Annotated in this window: 17 protein-coding genes; 2 read left to right on the forward strand and 15 right to left on the reverse strand. The window is 67.7% G+C overall.

Going from position 1 to position 18499, the window contains the following annotated elements; all coding sequences use genetic code 11:
• Positions 1–1248: 1248 nt before the first annotated feature.
• From GKO32_RS20465 to GKO32_RS20490, 6 genes are read right to left on the reverse strand one after another with little or no spacing between them, the layout of a single operon-like run.
• On the reverse strand, positions 1249–2211 hold the full coding sequence (locus tag GKO32_RS20465) for a lysylphosphatidylglycerol synthase transmembrane domain-containing protein (RefSeq protein WP_154758501.1): 963 nt from the start codon (positions 2209–2211) through the stop codon (positions 1249–1251).
• 5 nt (positions 2212–2216) lie between these two features.
• On the reverse strand, positions 2217–3308 hold the full coding sequence (locus GKO32_RS20470) for an acyl-CoA reductase (RefSeq protein ID WP_154758502.1): 1092 nt from the start codon (positions 3306–3308) through the stop codon (positions 2217–2219).
• Positions 3305–4294 carry a LuxE/PaaK family acyltransferase gene (locus tag GKO32_RS20475; protein ID WP_154758503.1) on the reverse strand — a complete coding sequence of 330 codons (990 nt, stop codon included), beginning with the start codon at positions 4292–4294 and terminating at the stop codon, positions 3305–3307. Before GKO32_RS20475 ends, GKO32_RS20470 begins: the two co-directional genes overlap by 4 nt.
• A complete protein-coding gene (locus GKO32_RS20480; RefSeq protein WP_312868213.1) occupies positions 4291–5688 on the reverse strand; it encodes an AMP-binding protein in 1398 nt (465 codons plus the stop codon). The genes GKO32_RS20475 and GKO32_RS20480 overlap by 4 nt, the downstream gene beginning before the upstream one ends.
• A 13-nt stretch (positions 5689–5701) precedes the next feature.
• Positions 5702–5935, reverse strand: coding sequence for an acyl carrier protein (locus GKO32_RS20485; RefSeq protein ID WP_312868214.1), 234 nt, complete (start codon positions 5933–5935; stop codon positions 5702–5704).
• A gap of 3 nt (positions 5936–5938) precedes the next feature.
• Positions 5939–6643, reverse strand: a complete 705-nt coding sequence (locus tag GKO32_RS20490) for a UDP-N-acetylglucosamine acyltransferase (protein ID WP_154758504.1) — start codon at positions 6641–6643, stop codon at positions 5939–5941.
• 137 nt (positions 6644–6780) lie between these two features.
• Here GKO32_RS20490 and GKO32_RS20495 point away from each other — a divergent pair, with 137 nt between their 5' ends.
• On the forward strand, positions 6781–7887 hold the full coding sequence (locus tag GKO32_RS20495) for a DegT/DnrJ/EryC1/StrS family aminotransferase (protein WP_154758505.1): 1107 nt from the start codon (positions 6781–6783) through the stop codon (positions 7885–7887).
• A complete protein-coding gene (locus GKO32_RS20500) occupies positions 7884–8774 on the forward strand; it encodes a Gfo/Idh/MocA family protein (protein ID WP_154758506.1) in 891 nt (296 codons plus the stop codon). The genes GKO32_RS20495 and GKO32_RS20500 overlap by 4 nt, the downstream gene beginning before the upstream one ends.
• Here the strand turns inward: GKO32_RS20500 and GKO32_RS20505 are convergent.
• The 9 genes from GKO32_RS20505 to GKO32_RS20545 form a co-directional block, all read right to left on the reverse strand.
• Positions 8767–9372: an acyltransferase gene (locus GKO32_RS20505; RefSeq protein ID WP_312868216.1), complete on the reverse strand. Its 606-nt coding sequence runs from the start codon at positions 9370–9372 to the stop codon at positions 8767–8769. The genes GKO32_RS20500 and GKO32_RS20505 overlap by 8 nt on opposite strands.
• On the reverse strand, positions 9324–10526 hold the full coding sequence (locus GKO32_RS20510; protein WP_154758507.1) for a glycosyltransferase family 4 protein: 1203 nt from the start codon (positions 10524–10526) through the stop codon (positions 9324–9326). The genes GKO32_RS20505 and GKO32_RS20510 overlap by 49 nt, the downstream gene beginning before the upstream one ends.
• A 179-nt stretch (positions 10527–10705) precedes the next feature.
• A complete protein-coding gene (locus tag GKO32_RS20515) occupies positions 10706–11638 on the reverse strand; it encodes an NAD-dependent epimerase/dehydratase family protein (RefSeq protein ID WP_312868217.1) in 933 nt (310 codons plus the stop codon).
• Positions 11631–12731: a DegT/DnrJ/EryC1/StrS family aminotransferase gene (locus GKO32_RS20520; RefSeq protein WP_312868247.1), complete on the reverse strand. Its 1101-nt coding sequence runs from the start codon at positions 12729–12731 to the stop codon at positions 11631–11633. Before GKO32_RS20520 ends, GKO32_RS20515 begins: the two co-directional genes overlap by 8 nt.
• 72 nt (positions 12732–12803) lie before the next feature.
• The gene (locus GKO32_RS20525) at positions 12804–13739 is read right to left on the reverse strand and encodes a PDR/VanB family oxidoreductase (protein ID WP_154758509.1); all 936 of its coding nucleotides are present in this window, start codon (positions 13737–13739) and stop codon (positions 12804–12806) included.
• Positions 13740–13927: 188 nt separating this feature from the next.
• Positions 13928–14803: a helix-turn-helix domain-containing protein gene (locus GKO32_RS20530; protein ID WP_312868218.1), complete on the reverse strand. Its 876-nt coding sequence runs from the start codon at positions 14801–14803 to the stop codon at positions 13928–13930.
• A gap of 69 nt (positions 14804–14872) precedes the next feature.
• Positions 14873–16291, reverse strand: a complete 1419-nt coding sequence (locus GKO32_RS20535; protein WP_154758510.1) for a PepSY-associated TM helix domain-containing protein — start codon at positions 16289–16291, stop codon at positions 14873–14875.
• Positions 16288–17700, reverse strand: a complete 1413-nt coding sequence (locus GKO32_RS20540) for a copper resistance CopC family protein (protein ID WP_154758511.1) — start codon at positions 17698–17700, stop codon at positions 16288–16290. Before GKO32_RS20540 ends, GKO32_RS20535 begins: the two co-directional genes overlap by 4 nt.
• Positions 17697–18428, reverse strand: a complete 732-nt coding sequence (locus GKO32_RS20545) for a DUF1775 domain-containing protein (protein WP_154758512.1) — start codon at positions 18426–18428, stop codon at positions 17697–17699. Before GKO32_RS20545 ends, GKO32_RS20540 begins: the two co-directional genes overlap by 4 nt.
• Between the last annotated feature and the right edge of the window lie 71 nt (positions 18429–18499).

Below are 18499 nucleotides of genomic sequence, written 5' to 3' on the forward strand. Positions count from 1 at the left end.
GGCTTCGGTTCCGAGCCTGCGATTCCGGCTTCGGTTCCGAGCCTGCGATTCCGGCTTCGGTTCCGAGCCTGCGATTCCGGCTTCGGTTCCGAGCCTGCGATTCCGGCTTCGGTTCCGAGCCTGCGATTCCGGCTTCGGTTCCGGCTTCGGTTCCGAGCCTGCGGTCCGGGCTTGGGGTCCGTAGGTGGCCGCCGTGGAGTGTGGGGTGGCGCGGGTTGGTCGCGTGGGTCTTTCGCGCCAGTTGGGCGCGGGTCGGTCACGGTCGGCCGCGCAGCCGGCACATCGACCACGAGCGATGATCCCGATTCAGCGCGGCGCTCCCGAAGAAGAGCGACGATCCCGGCCGAGAGCGGTGCTCTCGACACAGAGCGACGACCCCCGCACAGAGCGATGCCCCTAATCGAGACCGGCAATCCCACCCAGTGCGGCGAGCTCAACCGAGAGCGACGACCCCGACGCAGCGCTGCGATCCAACGCAAAGCGCCGAGCCCACGCAGTGGGGCGGTCCCCACGTAAGCGTCGGCCTCCGCGTAGAGCGGCGATCCCCACCGAGAGCGATGACTTCGATCCAGCGCAGCGCTCCTCACCGAGAGCAGTGATCTCGCCCGCGAGCGGCGATATCGATGTAGAGCCCCGATTCCCAGTGTGAGCACCGGTCCGTACCAGCGGCGGTGATTACGACCGAGAGCGCCGATTCCCACAGAGAGCAACGGTCCCTACCGGCAGCGGTGATTACGACCGAGAGCGGTGACTCTCATCGAGAGCAATGATCTCAACTCGGAGCGCGGATGCGTTCCGGGAGCGATGATTCCGACTGAGGGCAGTGATCTCAACTCAAAGCGGCTCTATCGACAGAGAGCACCGAGTGGTGCGGCTGAACATCCGTTGGGGCAACCTCGGCCACGGTGGGTTCCCCACCATTGCAGCATTGGCCCCGGGGCGTATTCGGCCGGACTGCGCAAGTTGGCCGGCCCGCGCAAGTTGGCCGGACTGCGCAAGTTGGCCGGCCCGCGCATGTTGGCCGGTCCAGTCAAGCTCTGCCCCGCGCACCTAGTCGACCCGCGCACGTGCCGCGCCGCCCAGCCAGGATCGCTCAACCTGGCCCGACGGCTCAACCTGGCCGGTCCAGTCAAGTTGCCGGGCCGGGCCTCTAGCCGGACCGCTCAACCAGGACGGAGCCATCAATCAGGACTGAGCACTCAACCTGGACCAGCCGCATCCCCGGGCTGGTCGACGTGGCGGATCTCCTCAACCCGGGCTGGGCGCCGTTCCTGCGAGGGGCTCGCCTGGGCGGGAGCGCCATCGTGCGCCGGTTGCGGCTAGGGCCGTGAGCAGGTCTGCGACGGTGAACATCACGCGCGAGGCGAGGGCGAACGCCAGGGCCTTGCCGGCGGAAATGCCGTTCGCCGTCAGCATCGCGACCAGTACGGCCTCTCGCACACCGGCGCCGCTGGGCAACAGGAACGCGACCGAACCGGCGGTCATCGCCAGTGCCATCGCCCCGATGCAGGGCAGTAGGCCGGCGCTACCCGTCAGCAGCCACAGGTGCACACCTTGCAGCGACCACGCGACGAGTGCGGCGCCGAACGCCGTGCCGACGCGAAGCCCGCTGAACGCCCGTTCCAACGGCGGGCGGCGTAGCAGTTTCAGTGCTCGCGCGGTGATCCATGTCAGCACCCGGGGATGCAACACACCCACAGCCGGGATCGTGGCGAGCAACCACCATTGTGGGCCGGCGAGCATTGCCAGCTGCGCCGCGGCGATCAGCCCGATGCCGAACTGCACGAACGATCCCGTGAACACCCGCGCTCGTGACAGCCCCGCCTTGCGGCCCAGCTCAGCTTGCAGCAGGTACGCCCACAACGAACCCGGCACGTACTTGCCGAGGGCGCCGACGAGGTTGATCCGCGCGCCTCGCCGGAAACCGACCGGCGGGCCGAGTCCGTCGATCAGGACATGCCAGCCGTAGGTGGACACACCAATGCTCGCCACCAGCGCAAGCAGGCTCAGCCCCGAGGACGACCACGGAATGTCCGCCAGCGTGCGCCAGAACTCCGACCAGTTGGCGACGAGCGCACGCACCGCGAAACCGACGACGAGCATGACAGCGACCCAGCGGATCACGCTGTAGCGATCGAAACCGGCGCGGGTCGGCTTCCCGTTGATCACGGTCGGCCCGCCTTCCGTCGGATCGGGAGCTCTGGGTTTCATCGGCCTCAGACTGTGACGGTGATCAGTTTTGTGAACTCGGCAAGGAGATCGTAACCGTCCCACACTGGGGAGAACCTGAGCGCGGATCCAAAGGGGACGATCCGGTCCACTCCTGCGCTCGCCGCGAACTCGGCCAGTTCCTCGTACCCGAAACCGAAATGAGTCACGGTCTGGTCCTTGCGCCGCACCTTCGGCACGAGTTCGGCGAGCGAGCTCACCCGGGAATGTGTGAAAACTCCCACACCAAGCCAGTCTCGCACGATGTCCGGGGATTCGAGGCTCGTCACGGCAGCACTGTCGAAAACGATCTTCTCGACGCGACCGTCCGCGGCTGCGCCATACGTCGAAACGCGTTTCTGTACCGCCATCGCGGAATCAGTGACGTGGCCTTTTTCTCGCGCGACGGACACGAGTAGCGCCCGGAACTCCGCCGAGGGGTCGCCGTCGCCGACCCAGAAAACCCCGCGTGGCGAGGAACAGGCCGCCTGATCGAACCAGTACGCGTCGGTGAAGAAAGCTTCCACCGCCGCCCGCCGCTCCCGTGCGGAAGCCCGCTGCCAGCCCGCGACGGACACGATCGCGAACGAAGAACGATCGGGAAACGTCAGGTCACGGGCGTGCGGCGCAAGGGGAAACTTCCGCAACGCGGTGACGGAATCGTCGCCGCCCCACAGCACACGCAGATCGGCGGCGGCCGACAGTTCCGCGGTCAGCTCGTCGTCACGGTCGTAGGTGATCATCTGCTGGGTCCGCGCGATGACCGGTTCTTCCAGCTCATGCCACACATCCAGAATCGCCCGCGCGGCGGCGCCCGCACGCGGCGAGATCCGTACGACGTTGGTGTTCCCGGCGAGTGCGGACAGCGCCCACGAATAGACGAACACAGTGTCCACATTGGCCGGTGGCACGTGGAACACCACACCGCGCGGGCGGCGCATACCGTCCAAACGGGACAGTTGTCGCTCGGTTTCCGCGCGCCGCAGGAAAAAGCCGAGTGACGCCAGCTCCGGATACCGTCTTCCGAGCGCCAGCAACCGCCGCCCGAAGCGGTCCAGGAAAGCGACCACGCGTTCGTCGCCCACCGTCAACTCAGTCATGCCGCGACACTGTCCGAGCAGCCGCGAACTTCCGCTTTCGGCAGACGGCCCAATACCGAAAACCGCTTACCCGGCCAGTCACCGTCGTCGATTCCGTGGCACACCCCGAGATCCTCGGTCAGCAGCACATGCCCGGGATACGACCGCGGCAACGTGCTGACCACCTCGATCACCCCGGGAACACCCACCGGCTGCTCGGCCCAGGTGCGCGGATCGCGGATCACCACGTCCGCGAATTCCGGGCAGTACAAGCCATCGCCGGACGGTCCTTCGAGGAATACCGTGCCGATCTGCTCGACCATGCCGTAGTAGTTGTGGATTCGCCGGAGCCCGGTGTCCTCAGCGAAGCGCCGCCGGAACTCCGTATTGTCCACGGCTTTCTCGGCGAGTTTCTTCCAGCCGCCGGAGTGGATCAGAATGCCGTTCGACAAATCGAGCCTATGCTCGCGCGCGACCTCGTACAGATGCTGCCACACCAGGAAGGTGAACCCGAAGACCAGGAACGGCTCGCCGCCGTGTTCGGCCAGGAACCGTTGCAGCGCAGAGACATCCGGCTTTTCTGATTCGTCGAGCAGGTACACGTGCCTGCGCCCGAAGTTCGCCATCCCGAGCACTCCGGCACCGCGCGCGGACGACGAGCGCATGATGCTTTTCCGGTCCACCACCAACATCGGCAGCCGCGACGGGCCAAGTACCCGTTGCAGCGTCGAAGCGAGATGCCGGGGCTGCGCCGCGGCGGCCGCCTTGTCGAGAAAGATCCGCGAAGGCGCGCCGGTCGTGCCCGAGGACGTCAGCACCCGGAACACCTCGTGCTCCGGAATGCTTTTCAGCGCATGGGTTTTGAACAACCGCACCGGCAACCAGGGCAGGTCCGCCACCGAGGTGAACGACTCGCCGGTCCCGAGTGCGGACAGGATCCGGTTGTACTCCGGGCAGCGCGCGCGATGATGCGCGGTCAGCTCGGCGAGTTCCGCGACCAGGCTCATATCAGCTCCGTCAGCGCCTGGTAGTCGATCTTTCCGCTCGCCAGCAACGGCACCACGTCGATCGGCCGCACGTCGAAACCCGACGCGTGCAGGTGCAGCAACTCGCCGAGCGCGCGCGAAGCCTGTTTGCTCACGTCCTTGGCGATGCCCTCAGCGAACAACACGACCTTGTCCCCGGCCGGAATCGCGGCGACGATGTCGATGCCCAGGCCGATCGTGCGGGCCGCCTGCTCGAGATCGTCGAGGTTGATCCGGTTGCCGAACACCTTGCCGATGCGCTTGAGCCTGCCGGTGACGAACAGGTACCCGTCCTCGTCGAGATAACCGAGGTCACCGGTCGGCAGCACCCCGCCGAGCTCGTCGCCGCGCGCGAGCCCCGCCGCGTCCTCCGCGTACCCCATCATCACGTTGGGACCGCGGTAGATGACCTCGCCGGTGATCTTCGGATGCGTGGTTTCCGAGCCGTCGTTCTGCCGGATGCCGAACTGGCCGCCGGGCATCGCCGGCCCGACCGAAGCCGGTTTGTACGCCAGCTGTTCCGCGGGCATCGTCGCCATCCTCGGGGCGGCCTCGGTTTGCCCGTACATCACGTACAGCCCACCGCCCGCCGACCGCATCCGGGTGTCGAACTCCGTGACCAGGTCGGGACGCAGCCGCCCGCCCGCCTGGGTGAGCGCGCGCAGCCGCGGGTAACGCGCCGGATCGAAATCCAGGCGCCGCAACATCTCGTAGTGGTACGGAACTGCGGCGATCGAGGTACAGCCGCTCCCGGTCACGGCATCCCAGAAGGGGCGGCCGAGGATCCCGGACGGCTCGATCACCACCGTCGCGCCGTGCGCGAGGTGCGAGTTCAGCACCGACATCCCGTAGCTGTAGTGCGGCGGCAGGCTCGTCGGCGCCACGTCGTCCGGCCCGATGCCCAGCACCTCGGCGATCGCGTGCGCGTTGGTCAGCACCGCGCGGCGGGACAGCCGGGCGAACTGCGGGGCGCCGGTGGAACCACTGGTGGCCAGCAGGACCGCCAGGTCCGGATGCGGGCGCACCCCCTCGGTGGCCGTCCGTACCCAATCCTCGCCCTCGGCGCGATACCCCGCCGGCGGCGCCGCATCCGGCGCGCCGAGCACGGCACCCGGCTGGAATCGGACGATCAGTTTGCCCAGCGACTCGGCCCCCAGCGCGGGATCGATGAGCGCGACCGCGCGTTGCGCTTCGAACGCACCGAGATACCGCAGCAGACCGGTCAGCCCGATCGGCACCCGGGCGAACAACACGCCTTCGGGCAGCGCGGAAAGCGCTTCCACGATCCGGTTCACCTCGCGGACCAGCTCGTCGTGCTCCAGCGTGCGACCGGAAGTCACATCGACGAGCCTGGCGCCGTCACCGATGAGCGTCACTCCGACAGCCTCCTCAGCCGCGTAACTGTGTCACCAGGTCCAACGCGACCTTGAAACTGCTGAGATCGAGCACCTGGTCGGTGTCCAGCTGGATGTCGAACTCGTCCTCGATGGCGGCGACGAGCGTCATATGCCCGACCGAATCCCACTCCTCGGTACCGCGGTACTCGAGCCGCTGGACGTCCACGTCCTGGTCGAGGTCCAGCGCCGCCACGAAAACGCCTCGCAGGCGCTGTTCGATCTCCACGTCTCAGTCCTTCCGCTCTTCCCACGCTCGCACCAAAGTAGAGAGCCCGGCGGGCAACGCGTACATCAGCCCATCGGGTGGAAGTCGCGTTTTGCCCTTGAGCCACGGTTCGAGCTGATCAATCGTGTCCTGGTCGAGGCCTAGCCGAGTCAGCCCGACCACGTTGAGGCCGGTGACCCGGGCAGGGTTGCCGACTGCGATCGTGAAAGCCCTGACCTCGCGGCGGACGGCCGCGCCCATGCCCACCATGGCGCCCGGTCCGATCCGCACCTGCTGATGGACGATCGAGCCCATCCCGAGGTTGGCTCGCGACCAGACGTGCACATGCCCGCCCAGCACGACATTGGAGGCCAACGTCACCCCGTCCCCGATGAGGCAGTCGTGCGCGACATGACTTCCTCGCAGGTAGTAGCCGTCGTCGCCGAGCACAGTGGGACGCCGCGTGCCCTGATGCACGCTGACGTACTCCCGGATCCGGTTGCGGTGCCCGATGCGCACGCCCGCGCCCGTGGGATCGTCGTCCCACGCCGGATGCGGGCCGTCCCGGTCCTCGGCCGGCGTGCCGATGGTGACATGCGGGCCGATCCAGTTGCCGTCGCCGATGACCGTCGGCCCGGCGACGACCGTGTACGGCCCGATGACGTTGGCGGTCCCGAGCTCGACACCCGGCCCCAGCACCGCGGTCGGGTGGATGCGATTCACGGGCAGCCACCCTACCTACTGTGCCGTTCGTTACTAATCCGACCACAGTCACGGCTATCCGGCTTGCGCGGCAACGGTTACGTATTGCTCAGGGTCCGCCTACTTTTGGTCGGATTAGTAAACGACACCGGAGGACTCGCCAGATGATTCCCCTCACCGTCGTCGACGTCCGCGACGCCGAGCCGCTCGTGATCGAGGTGCTGCGCTCGGGGAGTCTCGCCCAGGGGCCGATGGTCGCCCGGTTCGAGGAGGCGTTCGCGCGCGTCGCGGGCACGGCACACGCGGTCGCGGTGAACAACGGGACGACGGCGCTGGTGGCGTCGTTGCAGGCGCTGGGGCTGCGGCCGGGCGACGAAGTGGTCACGTCGCCGTTCACGTTCGTGGCCACGCTCAACGCGATACTGGAGGCAGGTGCGACGGTTCGGTTCGCCGACGTGTCGCGGACGGACTTCGCACTCGACCCGGAGGCGGTCGCGGAGGTGATCGGCCCGCGGACGAAGGTGCTGTTGCCCGTGCACCTGTACGGGCAGCCGGCGGACATGGGCAAGCTCGCGCCGCTGGCCGCCGAGCACGGGCTGCGCATCGTCGAGGATGCCGCCCAGTCGGTCGGCGCGTCCTTAGAGGGCAAACCGGCCGGATCGTACGGTTTGGGTTGCTTTTCCTTGTACGCCACCAAGAACGTCACCACCGGCGAAGGCGGCATGATCACCTGCGATGACGACGAGGTGGCGGACCGGCTGCGGTTGCTGCGTAACCAAGGCATGCGCGCGCGGTACGCGTACGAAACGGCCGGGCACAACTACCGGATGTCGGAACTGCACGCGGCGGTCGGCATCCCGCAGCTGGCGAAGCTCGACGGGCTGATCGCCATCAGGCAACGCAACGCGCGCCAGTTGTCCACCGGGCTCGCCGGCGCGCCGGGCCTAGCCGTCCCGGCCGTGTTGCCGGGCCGTTCGCATGTCTGGCATCAGTACACGGTGCTGATCGGGCCGCACGCGATGCTTTCGCGCGAGGAACTCATCTCGGAGCTGACCGAACGCGGAATCGGGACCGGGGTGTACTACCCGAAGCTGGTGTTCGATCACGAATGCTTCCGCGATCATCCGCAGATCCCGGCGGTCCGCCCGCAGGAATTCCCGGTGGCGCACCGGCTGAGCCAGGAAGCGCTTTCCCTTCCGGTACATCCGGCGCTGACGGAGTCCGATGTGGACACTGTCGTGCGTGAGGTCAGAGAGGCGCTCGGCGCATGAGGCTGGCACTGGTCGGTACCGGCACGATGGGCCGGTTGCACGCGCGGACGATCGCCGCGACGGAACGTGCTTCGCTGGCAAGGGTGATCGAGCCGCGGGCGACGGCCGGCCTCGCGTGCGCCGCCGAGTTCGGCGCGAAGTGGGCACCCTCGCTGGACTCACTGTCCGATGTGGACGCCGTGGTACTCGCTTCCGCGACGGAGTCGCACCACGAGCTCGCATTGGAAATCCTCAAGCAGGGCAAGCCGTTGCTGCTCGAAAAGCCGGCCGCCAGCGACCTCGCCGCGGCCGGGGAAATCGTTCAGCTGTCGGAAAACCTCGATGTGCCCATGATGTGCGGGTTCGTCGAGCGGTTCAACCCGGCAGTGCTGGCCGCGACGCGTCTCGTGCAAAACCCGGTGCACCTGATCGCGCGCAGGCACGGGCCCTACGCGCCACGGATCCGCACCGGTGTCGCGTGGGATCTGCTGGTGCACGACGTCGATCTGGCGATCCGGTTTTTCGGCGGTGAGCCGGCCAGGATCACTTCGACGGCCGGGTACTTCCACCCGCTGTCGGCGGCCGGCGCGGAGGACACTGTGGACGCCACGATGTCCTTCCCCACCGGGATGGCCACAGTATCGGCTTCCCGTGTGGCGCAACGGAAAACGCGGAGGATGACGATCTCGGAGCTGGACCGCGTGATCGAGGTCGACCTCGTCCGGCAGGAGGTCCTGGTCACGCGGCAGTCGGCGGTCGAGGCCTGTCCGGTCACCGGGTGCGAGCCGTTGGTGGCTCAGCTGGAGCACTTCCTGGATCTGGTGGCGGGCAAGGCGGACGCGGCTGCCGAACGCGCGTCGGTGCTTCCCGCGCACCGGGTCATCGCCCGGGTGCTGGACGTCAGGTGAAGTCTCCAGCGGGGGAACCCCATGGCGTGATGGTGATTTCGCGGCGCCTGGCGTTCTCCGCGCGCACGCGTTCGGCCTCGGCCTTGATGTAATCCTCGTCGTAGCGCTGGAAAACACGCGCCGGATTGCCGGCGACGAGGCAACGCTCGGGAACATCCTTGGCCACCACGGAATTCGGCTGCACGGTGACGAAATCGCCAAGGGTGACACCGGGCATGATGACCGCGTGCCCGCCGATGAAGCAGCCCTTGCCGATGGTGACCGGGGTGCGCTCGATCAGGTCGCTGCCGGGGTGGTTCTCCAGCATCATGTTCGCCAGCCAGCTGGAATGCGTGAACACGAGCGCCCCGACGCCGATGCTGGTGTGCTCGCCGATGTTCAGCCCGCCGCTCGCGTCGAGCACGGCGTCCTCACCGATCCAGCAGTGCTCGCCGAGCCGCAGATGCTCCGGGCTGATGATCTTCGCTCGCGCGCGAATCCTTGTGGTGGCTGGCAAACCGAGAAAACGGGCGCGCTCGGCGTCGTTGAGGTACTGGCCGACCAGCTCGGTCAGGATTTCCGGGCGCAGCCGGTTGCTGCGCTCGTCGTCGAAGAACACAGTGCCTCCAGTAGTCGCAGGTGTCGCTTGGCCACGACGTCGAGCGCGAAGTGCTCGCGCACCAGTGCACTCTGCCGCCGCGCGAGCTCCGCGCGCCACGCCGGATCGTCGAGCAGCCCGATGACGGCCGCCGCGACCGCGGCTGCGTCGTCCGGCGGGACGAGCAGGATATTCTCGCCGTTGCGCAGCTTCACGCCGGGGTAGTTGTCCGCGGCGACCGAGGCGATGGTCGCGGTACCGGACAGCATCGCCTCCAACGACGCGGTTCCGCAACCACCGTTGAGGTCGTGCGTGACGATATCCGCCGCGGCGAAGTACGACGGAACCTCGTTACGCGGCACGGCGCCACGGACGATGATCGCGTCCCGCACGCCCAGTTCCTCCGCGCGGCGCAGGAACTCGTCGTGATAGACGCGCCCGACGACCGTCACCTTCGTGTCCGGGTGCTTCGCCAGGATCGACGGCAGCGCCTCGATGAGGGGCAACCGGTTCCGCAGCGGGATGACGTGCCCGAGTGACACGATCGACGGGTTTTCCTTGTGCTGGGGCGAGATTTCCGCGCGGTCGAAGAACTCCGTGTCGATCGGGATCGGCAGGTGCACCGAGTTCGCCGGCCCTGTGCCGTAGCGGCGCGCGCAGTAGTCGGCGCCGAGCTTGTCGAGCAAGATGTAGTACGGGTCGATCCGGCGCAGCACCGGTTTCACCAGCACGCCATCGAGTACGCGGAAAATCGTGCGATACCAAGGGTTTTCGCTGACCAGTAGCGTGTGGACGGTCAGCAAGATCGGCACGCCGATCCGTCGTCCGTACCGGCCCGCGAGCCACGACAGGTCGAAGAACTGGCCGTGCAGGTGCAAGGCGTCGGGACGGAAATCGTCCAGCAGCCGGCGGATCCGCCGCCGGTTGCCCGGGACGAACGCGGTGAAGCTGAGGTCGAAGTCGATCGACAGGCCCAGTTTCGGCATCTTCACCGCGGGCAGCCGGACGACGCGGTACCCGTCGCGCGCCTCCACCGCCGGCGCTGAACCGTACGCCGCGGTCAGCACGAGCACGTCATGCCCGGCCTCGGCGTACTCGCCCGCGAGCGCCGCGGCCATGTGCGCACTGCCGCCCACCCGCGGCGGGAAGAAGTTGTTGACGACGACGATGCGCATACCACCAGATTCTTTTTCGAAGCCGTGGGCCGCCAGCTCGCGCCGCGGCGGGTTCTCAGGTAGTTCCTCGCGAGGACAGCGCCGACGTGGTGTATTGGCATACATGAGGAGGCGATCCCGGAGCGAGGGGCTGCCTGAGGTTCCGCCACCCGCGCCGCCACGCAGGCCATTCCGCAACATTATCGGCCGTAGGACTCGACGAGTTGGCGCATCCCTTGCTCCACCGGGATATTCGGCGACCAGCCGAGAATCTCCCTGGCGCGGCTGATGTCCGCGGCCCGCCGCGAGACGAGTACTTCGCGCGGGTTGAACTCGGGCTCGACGTCGGCGCCGACCGCGTCGATGAGGATCTTCGCCAGTGTCGCGATGGACGTGTCGATCCCGGTGCCGATGTTGACCGGCACGTTCGCCCGGCTCGATTCCAGTGCCAGCACAACGGCTTTCGCGAGATCGGTGACGTGCACGAAGTCCATTGACTGCTCGCCGCGCCCATCGATCACCGGCGGTTTGCCCGCGCGCAGTCGCTGGATGAAATGGTTGATCACCGACGTGTAGTACGCCTCGATCTTCTGTCCCGGCCCGTACACGTTGAAGAATCGCAGTGCCAGCCACGAAAGTCCGTGCCGGCGCTGGTAGAACCCGAGTAGGTCCTCGCCCGCGCGTTTGCTGATGCAGTACGGCGTCAGTGGATGCAGCGGATCGTCCTCGTGCATCGGCAGCCGTTCCGGCTCTCCGTACACCGAGGCCGACGACGCGAACACCAGCCGCTGCACGCCTTCCGCCGCCGCGGCGGCGAACACGTTGTGGTTGCCGGTCATGTTGATGTCGATCGACTCGTGTGGGTCCGCAATGGACTTGTTGATCGACACGGTCGCGAAGTGGATGACATGCGTGCAGCCACGGATCGCCTCCCGCACCGCACCGCCGTAGCGCACGTCCGCCTCGACAAGGTCGACCCGGCCGGTCGCCACGAACTCGTCCACGCGTGCCCGGTCACCGCGGGTCAGGTTGTCGAAGATCCGCACCGAGTAGCCGCGCTCCAGCAACAGCGGAATCGTATGTGCGGCAATGAAACCCGCGCCCCCGGTGAAGAAAACCTTGGGTTCAGTCACGTAATGCTCCTCGGACGGCGTCGATCACTCGGTCCACCTGTTCGTCGGTCAGTTCGGCGTGCATCGGGATGGCCAGGTGCCTGCGGAAAACATCGGCCGACACCGGTAGTGGCCGCTGCCGGCCGTAGACCGGCTGCAGGTGCGAGGCGTAGGTACCGAACGTGCACTGGACTCCGCGCGCCCGCAGCTCACGCAGGACGCGGCCGCGGTCGACCCGCGGCGCGAGCAGCAGAAGGTAGCTCTGCCAAGGATGTTCGCGATCGGGCAACGTGGCCGGCACCTGTGCGGCGTCGAGTTCGGCGAACGCCTCGGTGTACCGCTTGGCAACAGACCGGCGCGTGGCCAGCAGGCCCGGCAGCCGATCGAGCTGGACGTCCAGGATCGCGGCCTGCACATCGGACAGCCGGAAGTTGTAACCCAGCTCGTCGAACACCGGCACGTCCTCGGCGCGGCCGAACGCGGGTGCGATGCCGTAGGAATGCAATTTGCGGGCACGCTCGATGAGTGCCACGTGGTCCGACACGAGCGCCCCGCCTTCCCCGGCGGTGATGCCTTTGCGGCCGTGGAAGGAAAAGGCCGCGAGGTCGGCGAGGCTGCCGGCGGGGCGGGTGCGGTACGTCGCGCCCGCCGCACACGCCGCGTCCTCGACCAACCACAGTCCGTGGCGATCGGCTATCGCACGGTAGTCGTCGTAGTCGCCAGGCTGCCCGGCGAGATCGACGACGACGATCCCGACCGTGCGCGGACTGATCGCGGCCTCGATCGCGGCCGGGTCGGCGCAGAACGAGTCCGGCGTGATGTCCGCGAACACCGGTGTCGCGCCGGTTTGCAGCACCGCGTGGCCGGTTGCGGGGAAGGTGTAGTCCGCGACGATGACCTCGTCGCCCGGCCCCGCGCCGAGCACGCGCAACCCGAGGAACAGGGCGGAACCACAATTGCTCGTGGCGAGCGCGTGCGCGGTTCCGGTGAACTTCGCGAGGCGCTCCTCGAATCGCCGGCAGGCCGGCCCCGCACCCGCCAGCCATCCCGAGGCGAACACCTCGGCGACGGCGGCGAGTTCGAGTTCGCCGACCGTCGGTCGGCCCAGCGGAATCGTCAAGGCGGCTCCTTAGAATCGGGCGAAGTCTAAGCGCCGCACCCCATCACCCGATCAGGCGAACCACCGTTACAGATCGAGAACGAGCCTCTCGCCGCAGGCTCGGGAGACGCAAATCATCATCGTGTCGTTCGCGGCCTGCTCCTGTTCGGACAGTACCGAGTCGCGGTGATCCGGGACGCCGTCGAGCACCGGCGTCTCACACGTCCCGCAGATCCCGCCCTGGCACGAGGACAGCACGGGCACACCGGCGCCTTCGACCGTGTCGAGGATCGACTGCTCAGCGGGGACCGTGAGCGTCATCCCGGAGCGGGCGAGCTCCACTTCGAACTCGGTGCGCTCACCGCTGTTTTCCTTGGCGGCGAAGCGTTCCACGTGCAGACTGAGCCACTCCGGTACCGCGCGTTCGGCCGCGAGCAGCAGCGGTTCCGGGCCACAGCAGTAGACCGCGGTGTCTTCGTATGCCTCGTCGAACAGCGATTCCAGGTCGAGCAGCCCCGTTTCGTCCTGCGGCAGCACCGACACCCGGTCGCCGTACTTCTGGCTCAGCTCCTCGTGGAAGGCCATCGACGACCGGGCCCGCCCGCCGTACACGAGCTGCCAGTCGGCGCGGCTCGCGTCGGCGGCGGCGATCATCGGCACGATCGGCGTGATACCGATGCCTCCCGCGATGAACAGGTAACTCTCGGCCGGAACGAGCGGGAAATGGTTCCGTGGCCCGCCGATCCGGACCAGGTCGCCGGTTCGCAGTCCGTCGTGCACGAAGGCCGAACCACCCCGGCCGTCCCGCTCACGCAGGACGGCGACCTCCAGTACCGAGCGGTCACCGGGATCCCCGCACAGCGAATATTGCCGCACGAGATTTCCCAGCATCAGGTCCACATGCGCACCAGGCTCCCACCGCGGCAACTCGTCGCCGTCGGGGTGGTGAAACGTCAGCCGCACCACGTCGTCAGCGATCACGTCCTTGCGCGCGAGCAGCACGTCGAATTCGTTGACAGTCATAAGAAAGTAGTCAAATCGGCGACGGGAACAACCGCGTGGCCGGCATGTCAACTCCCGGTATCGCCGACCTCACGAAGCTCGACGGAAACAGTGAACCCCTTGCGGTGACTGGGAATTCGCTCGCCCACCATAGCGTGCTCACCCCCCGGGACGCCAACCCCGCGGGCAAATACTTCCCATCGCCGGCGCTAGCCAAGCGTAAATCTGACCCCGATACGGCCAGGATATCGTTCCGGCCAGGTGTGAAGTATTTCGTAATGGGGCAACGGCCAGGCACACACGACGATATTGAGTCCGCGACCGAGCTGCGCCATCAGCCGCTCCACGAACTCGGCGGCCTGGCCGGTGTCGAACGGCCCGCGCCGCGCCTGGAAGAACACCATGCCACGGTTCGACATCGCGAGCATGACATTGACATCACCGAAGTAGTCGCGGAACCCCGTCATCAGGTTCTGCTTGCTCGCCACCGGACCGCGCCGGGAGTCCGGCGGCCGGTGCGGTCGCGTCCAGGCCAGCCACATGACGTCGGCGTCGGCGAGCCAGTCGTCGTCGACGCCGGGCGTGCGCTGTCGCGGAACCACCGAAGTGACCCGGCCGCGCATCATCTCCAGCAACCGCGGTTCCTCGATCAGTCCCCAGCGAATGAGGTACTGCGACACCGTTGGCGGGCTGAGCAGGATGCCGAACTCCCGGTTGACCAGCTCAGCGATCGCCTGCCGCGTCCACAGCCGGTGCGGCATACCGTGCTGATCCGGCGTACCGTCCACAATGGTCTTGACTGTGTTCGCCTGCTGTGCCGGGGAAAGCGCGAACTGCTCGCCGGGCCGCCGGCCGCGTCGCTTCGGGCGGAAGGCCTCGTCACCGTCCTTCTGGTACGCGGCGACCCACGCCCCGACAGTTTTCCTTGATACGCCGAACAACCGCGCGACCTCGGATCGGGTGACCCCGGCCTCGACGGCCGCGACGGCGCGCCGACGGAGCTCTTCCAGCGCTTCCGCCGAAAGACTCCTGGCGTCCCGAGTGGCCATGTCCAAGCCCTGAATGGTGGTGGTTGTCCTGTTCACGCCGAATATCTCCGGGTAAACGAATCGTCACCGAAAGCCTTCGGACGGAGAGAAGTTCGTAATACGTGGTTAACGCGGCACATCCCGCGGTGCGGGGACCCGTCGCCGTTTCGCCTTGGTGATGAGCGCGTCGAGGGCGAGGAACACCAGTAGGCTCACCCCGAACACCGGCAACAGCCAGCCGAGCGCGGCGACCACGAGCAACACGAGTGCCAGCACCGGATTCGGCAGCTGCCGCCACACCGGCGGTGGTATCGCGGTCCACTTGCTCTTGTACGGATTCTTCACCCACCACATGCGATAACCGAGCAGGATCAGCACGGCGAGCCCAGCCGCGAGCACCGCGACCAGGATCTGGTTCGCCATCCCGAAAAGCGTGCCGGTGTGGAACTCGGTGGCGTAGGTGGTGACCTTCGCGGCCACCGAGTAGTCCCCCCAGCCGATCCGCTCGGTGATGTGTGCCGTGTACGGGTCGATGGCCACGGCGCCGCGGTGGACCGGCAACCCGGTGGAGTGTTCGGCGACGGTGTACACCTGGCCGACACCGGACGGCGCGGTGACGAGCAGCTCGCCGCCGAGCCCCTCCGCACCGGCGACGTCCAGCACCCGGTCGATGCCGATCGGCTCACCGGCGGCGGGTACCGGCGCCGCGACGAGGCTCGGTGCGTGCAACCGCAGGGGATCCGTCGCCTGGCTGGCCCGTCCCCCGGCGAACTGCGACATGGTCAGCCCGGTCACGCTGACGACGAGCAGCCCGAGTGCGAGCCACAGCCCGAGCGGCCCGTGTACCGCGCGCAGCCGTCCCCAGCCTTCCTTGGCTCCGCGCGTCGAAGGCACCAAGAGCTGTCTGGTCGAGACGCGCTTGCGCCGGCGCGGCTGGGCGAGCCACAGCACGAGCCCGCCGACGACGATGAGGGGCAGCCAGGTCGCGGACAATTCCGCATAGATCCGGCCGGGCTCACCGAGTTGGAGATCGCTGTGCAGCTGACGCAGCCAGGTGTTGGCAGGTAAGTGATCGCCGACGGTCGTCAGCTCGCCGGTGATGAAGTTGGTGTACGGATCGACGAACACCGCTCGCGACTGTGCCTCGTCGCCGGCTCCGCGCAGGCCGGGCACCGCCAGGTTGACCCTGGTCGTGCGGTCCGATGTGGACGGTGTGATGACGGACCGCAGGGCGCCTTCCGGATGCGCGGCGAGCGCCGCAGTGACCTGTTCGGACACCGGGCGCGGCGCGCCTTCGTGCGGCTGACTGACGTAGAGCTGTGACTGGTACAGGTCGTCGTGGATCTGCGGACTGAACGCGTACACGAGCCCCGTCAGGCAGGACAACAAAAGGAACGGCGCGACGATGATCCCGGCGAGGAAATGCAGGCGGCGGGCGAGCAGCCGCATCGCCATGGCCCAGCCTGCCTTGGGTTTCGGCGCGCTCGCGTGGCGGCGTGGCGGCGGTGCCGTCCGTGGCACCGGGCTCGGTGTCTCGGGGGTCATCGGGCGTCCCGCACATCGACGACGCCGTAAATGTCCTGGCGCTGACCGCCGGAGTCGACGGTGAGTGCGAGCTCCCACTGGCCCGGGCGCGGGATGGTCACCGATCCCGTCTGGTACCCGGTTCCCGCGCGGTGCAACGAAACCGGTACCGGTGTGCCGTGGTCCGGCGGGTTGAGCACGGCCGTGACCGTCGAACCGTCTGTCGCGATGTCACGCGTGTCGAGCGTCGTCAGGTGCACGGTGTTCTCCCCCGTCTTGGCGGGCGCGACAGCGACGTCCAGGAACCCGTAACCTGCCTGGCCGGCCAGGCCGAAGTCCAATCGGGCCGGTGCTGCCTGCGGCGCCGCGTCCCGTGGCAGACCGTTCAGGAGCGGAAAAGCCGTGGCAGCAAGCAGTACCGCACCGGCCGCGGCACTCATGGCGCCAGCTCCCTTACGCCGGAGGGAAAACGCGAGCCCACCGGCCAGCACCAGTACCGCGGCGAGGGGGACCGTGGCCGCGACAAGCAGGTCCGGGGCGCCGGGCACACACAACGTCCACGTGACCGCGAGCGCGGCCGCGCACCCGAGCACCGTCACGCTCCTGGCCAACCGCTCGCGGTCGTTTCGTGGTTCCTCGCTCGTCAGGAACTGCGCCAGCACGAGCCCACCGAAGCCAAGAATCGCCAGGCGTGCCAACAGGTTCGCCCCGGTCGACGACGAGAAGGTGCCCGCCGGCAAGGGTCCGCGCAGCGCGTCGGTCACCGGTAGCCTGGCGGCATACGGCCCGAACAACAGCAACGAAGCCAGCGTGAATCCCACCGTGCCGACCCAGCCGTAGGTGACCAGCCGCCGTACCCGGGTCGACCAGGCACTGGCCGGACGGACGAACGCGACGAAGAACGCCGCGCCCACCAGCAAAACCGTCGCGGCGAGGGCGGCGACCTGGCTGAACCAGTAGCTCACCGTTTCCAGCACACCCGGGCCGGATAGCTTCGGCGCCTCCTGAACGGGGCTGCGTGACGCCAGGTCGAACGTCAACGTTCCACTTGCGACAGCGAGTGAACCGGCCGGAACGCGCCACGCGACGGTGTAGGTGCCCGCGTATTTCTGCTTCGGCAACGGAACCATGACCGTCTCCGCGCGGTCCCCGGAATGCGCCGGCCGACCGGGATCGAACTCGCGGTGGTACGGATCCATCAACCGCACCGTCGCCAGCCTTGCGTTGACCGGCCGGTCGAAGGTCAGCACCAGGTCGTCGGGCCGGATGGTGGACCCGACCCCGGGCGAGCTGGACCGAAGCTGTGGTATGTCACCGGAAACGGGCGACGCGAGCGACAGCAGCGCAGCCCAGCAGGCCGCCGCCACCAGTGCCATCGCGAGCACCCTGCCGCCGAGGCGAGCCTTGGGCCTTTCCCGGGTGAGCGTCATTTCGAGACCACCTCCGAAACTTCGGGCTTCGTTGTGCGAGTCCGCAGCCGAGCCCGGATCCCGACGACCGCGACGGCGATGATGGCCAGGCCCAGCACGCCCCACAGCAACGCGAGTGGCGGCAGTCCACCGCCGGAATCGCTCGGTGCAGCCGGCTCCGCCGCGACGGCGTCGCCGGGTACATTGCCGTTCGCGGCAAGGGTTTTCACCGGTGCGTCCGGCGCGGCGACCCCGCCGGTGAAGGTGATGACCGCGGCGCTCGTCCCGGACCAGCTCTCCACTCGACCATCCACATAGGACTGTTCGACGGCGAACGCGAGCTTCCCACTGCCAGGGAGCGGCCCCATCGTGACGTTGAACTGTTCGAACTGGCGTGGCCCCACGGAGCCGCCTTCGAAGACGATGGACCCGACGACCTGACTGATGTTCTGGTCACCGATCCGGATCGGGGTGCTCAACGTGCGCGGGTTGATCCTTGCCGTCCAGCCGCGGACGGCGGCGACCTCGGCGTAAGCGATGGGCGTGTCCTGCGGGAAGGTCAGCACGAGCCGGTTGCTGCGGACATCGGTCCGCTCGTTCGCGAACCGGAAGGCGAAGGTCTCCGTGTCACCGCCCTTCACCGCACCGGGCACAATGGACACTCGGGCCACGGCGGGCGAGGCGAGTGCCAGCAACCCTGACGTGGCAAGGAGAACGGTGATGAGCATGCGGATGGCGTGACGTGCCATGGCGGGGTTCTTTCCGGGAGGCCGCGGCCCGGGAGCACGGAGCTGGCTGCTCCCGGGCCGCGGATTGGTGA

This window comes from Amycolatopsis pithecellobii (assembly GCF_009707865.1).
GTDB lineage: Bacteria > Actinomycetota > Actinomycetes > Mycobacteriales > Pseudonocardiaceae > Amycolatopsis_E > Amycolatopsis_E pithecellobii.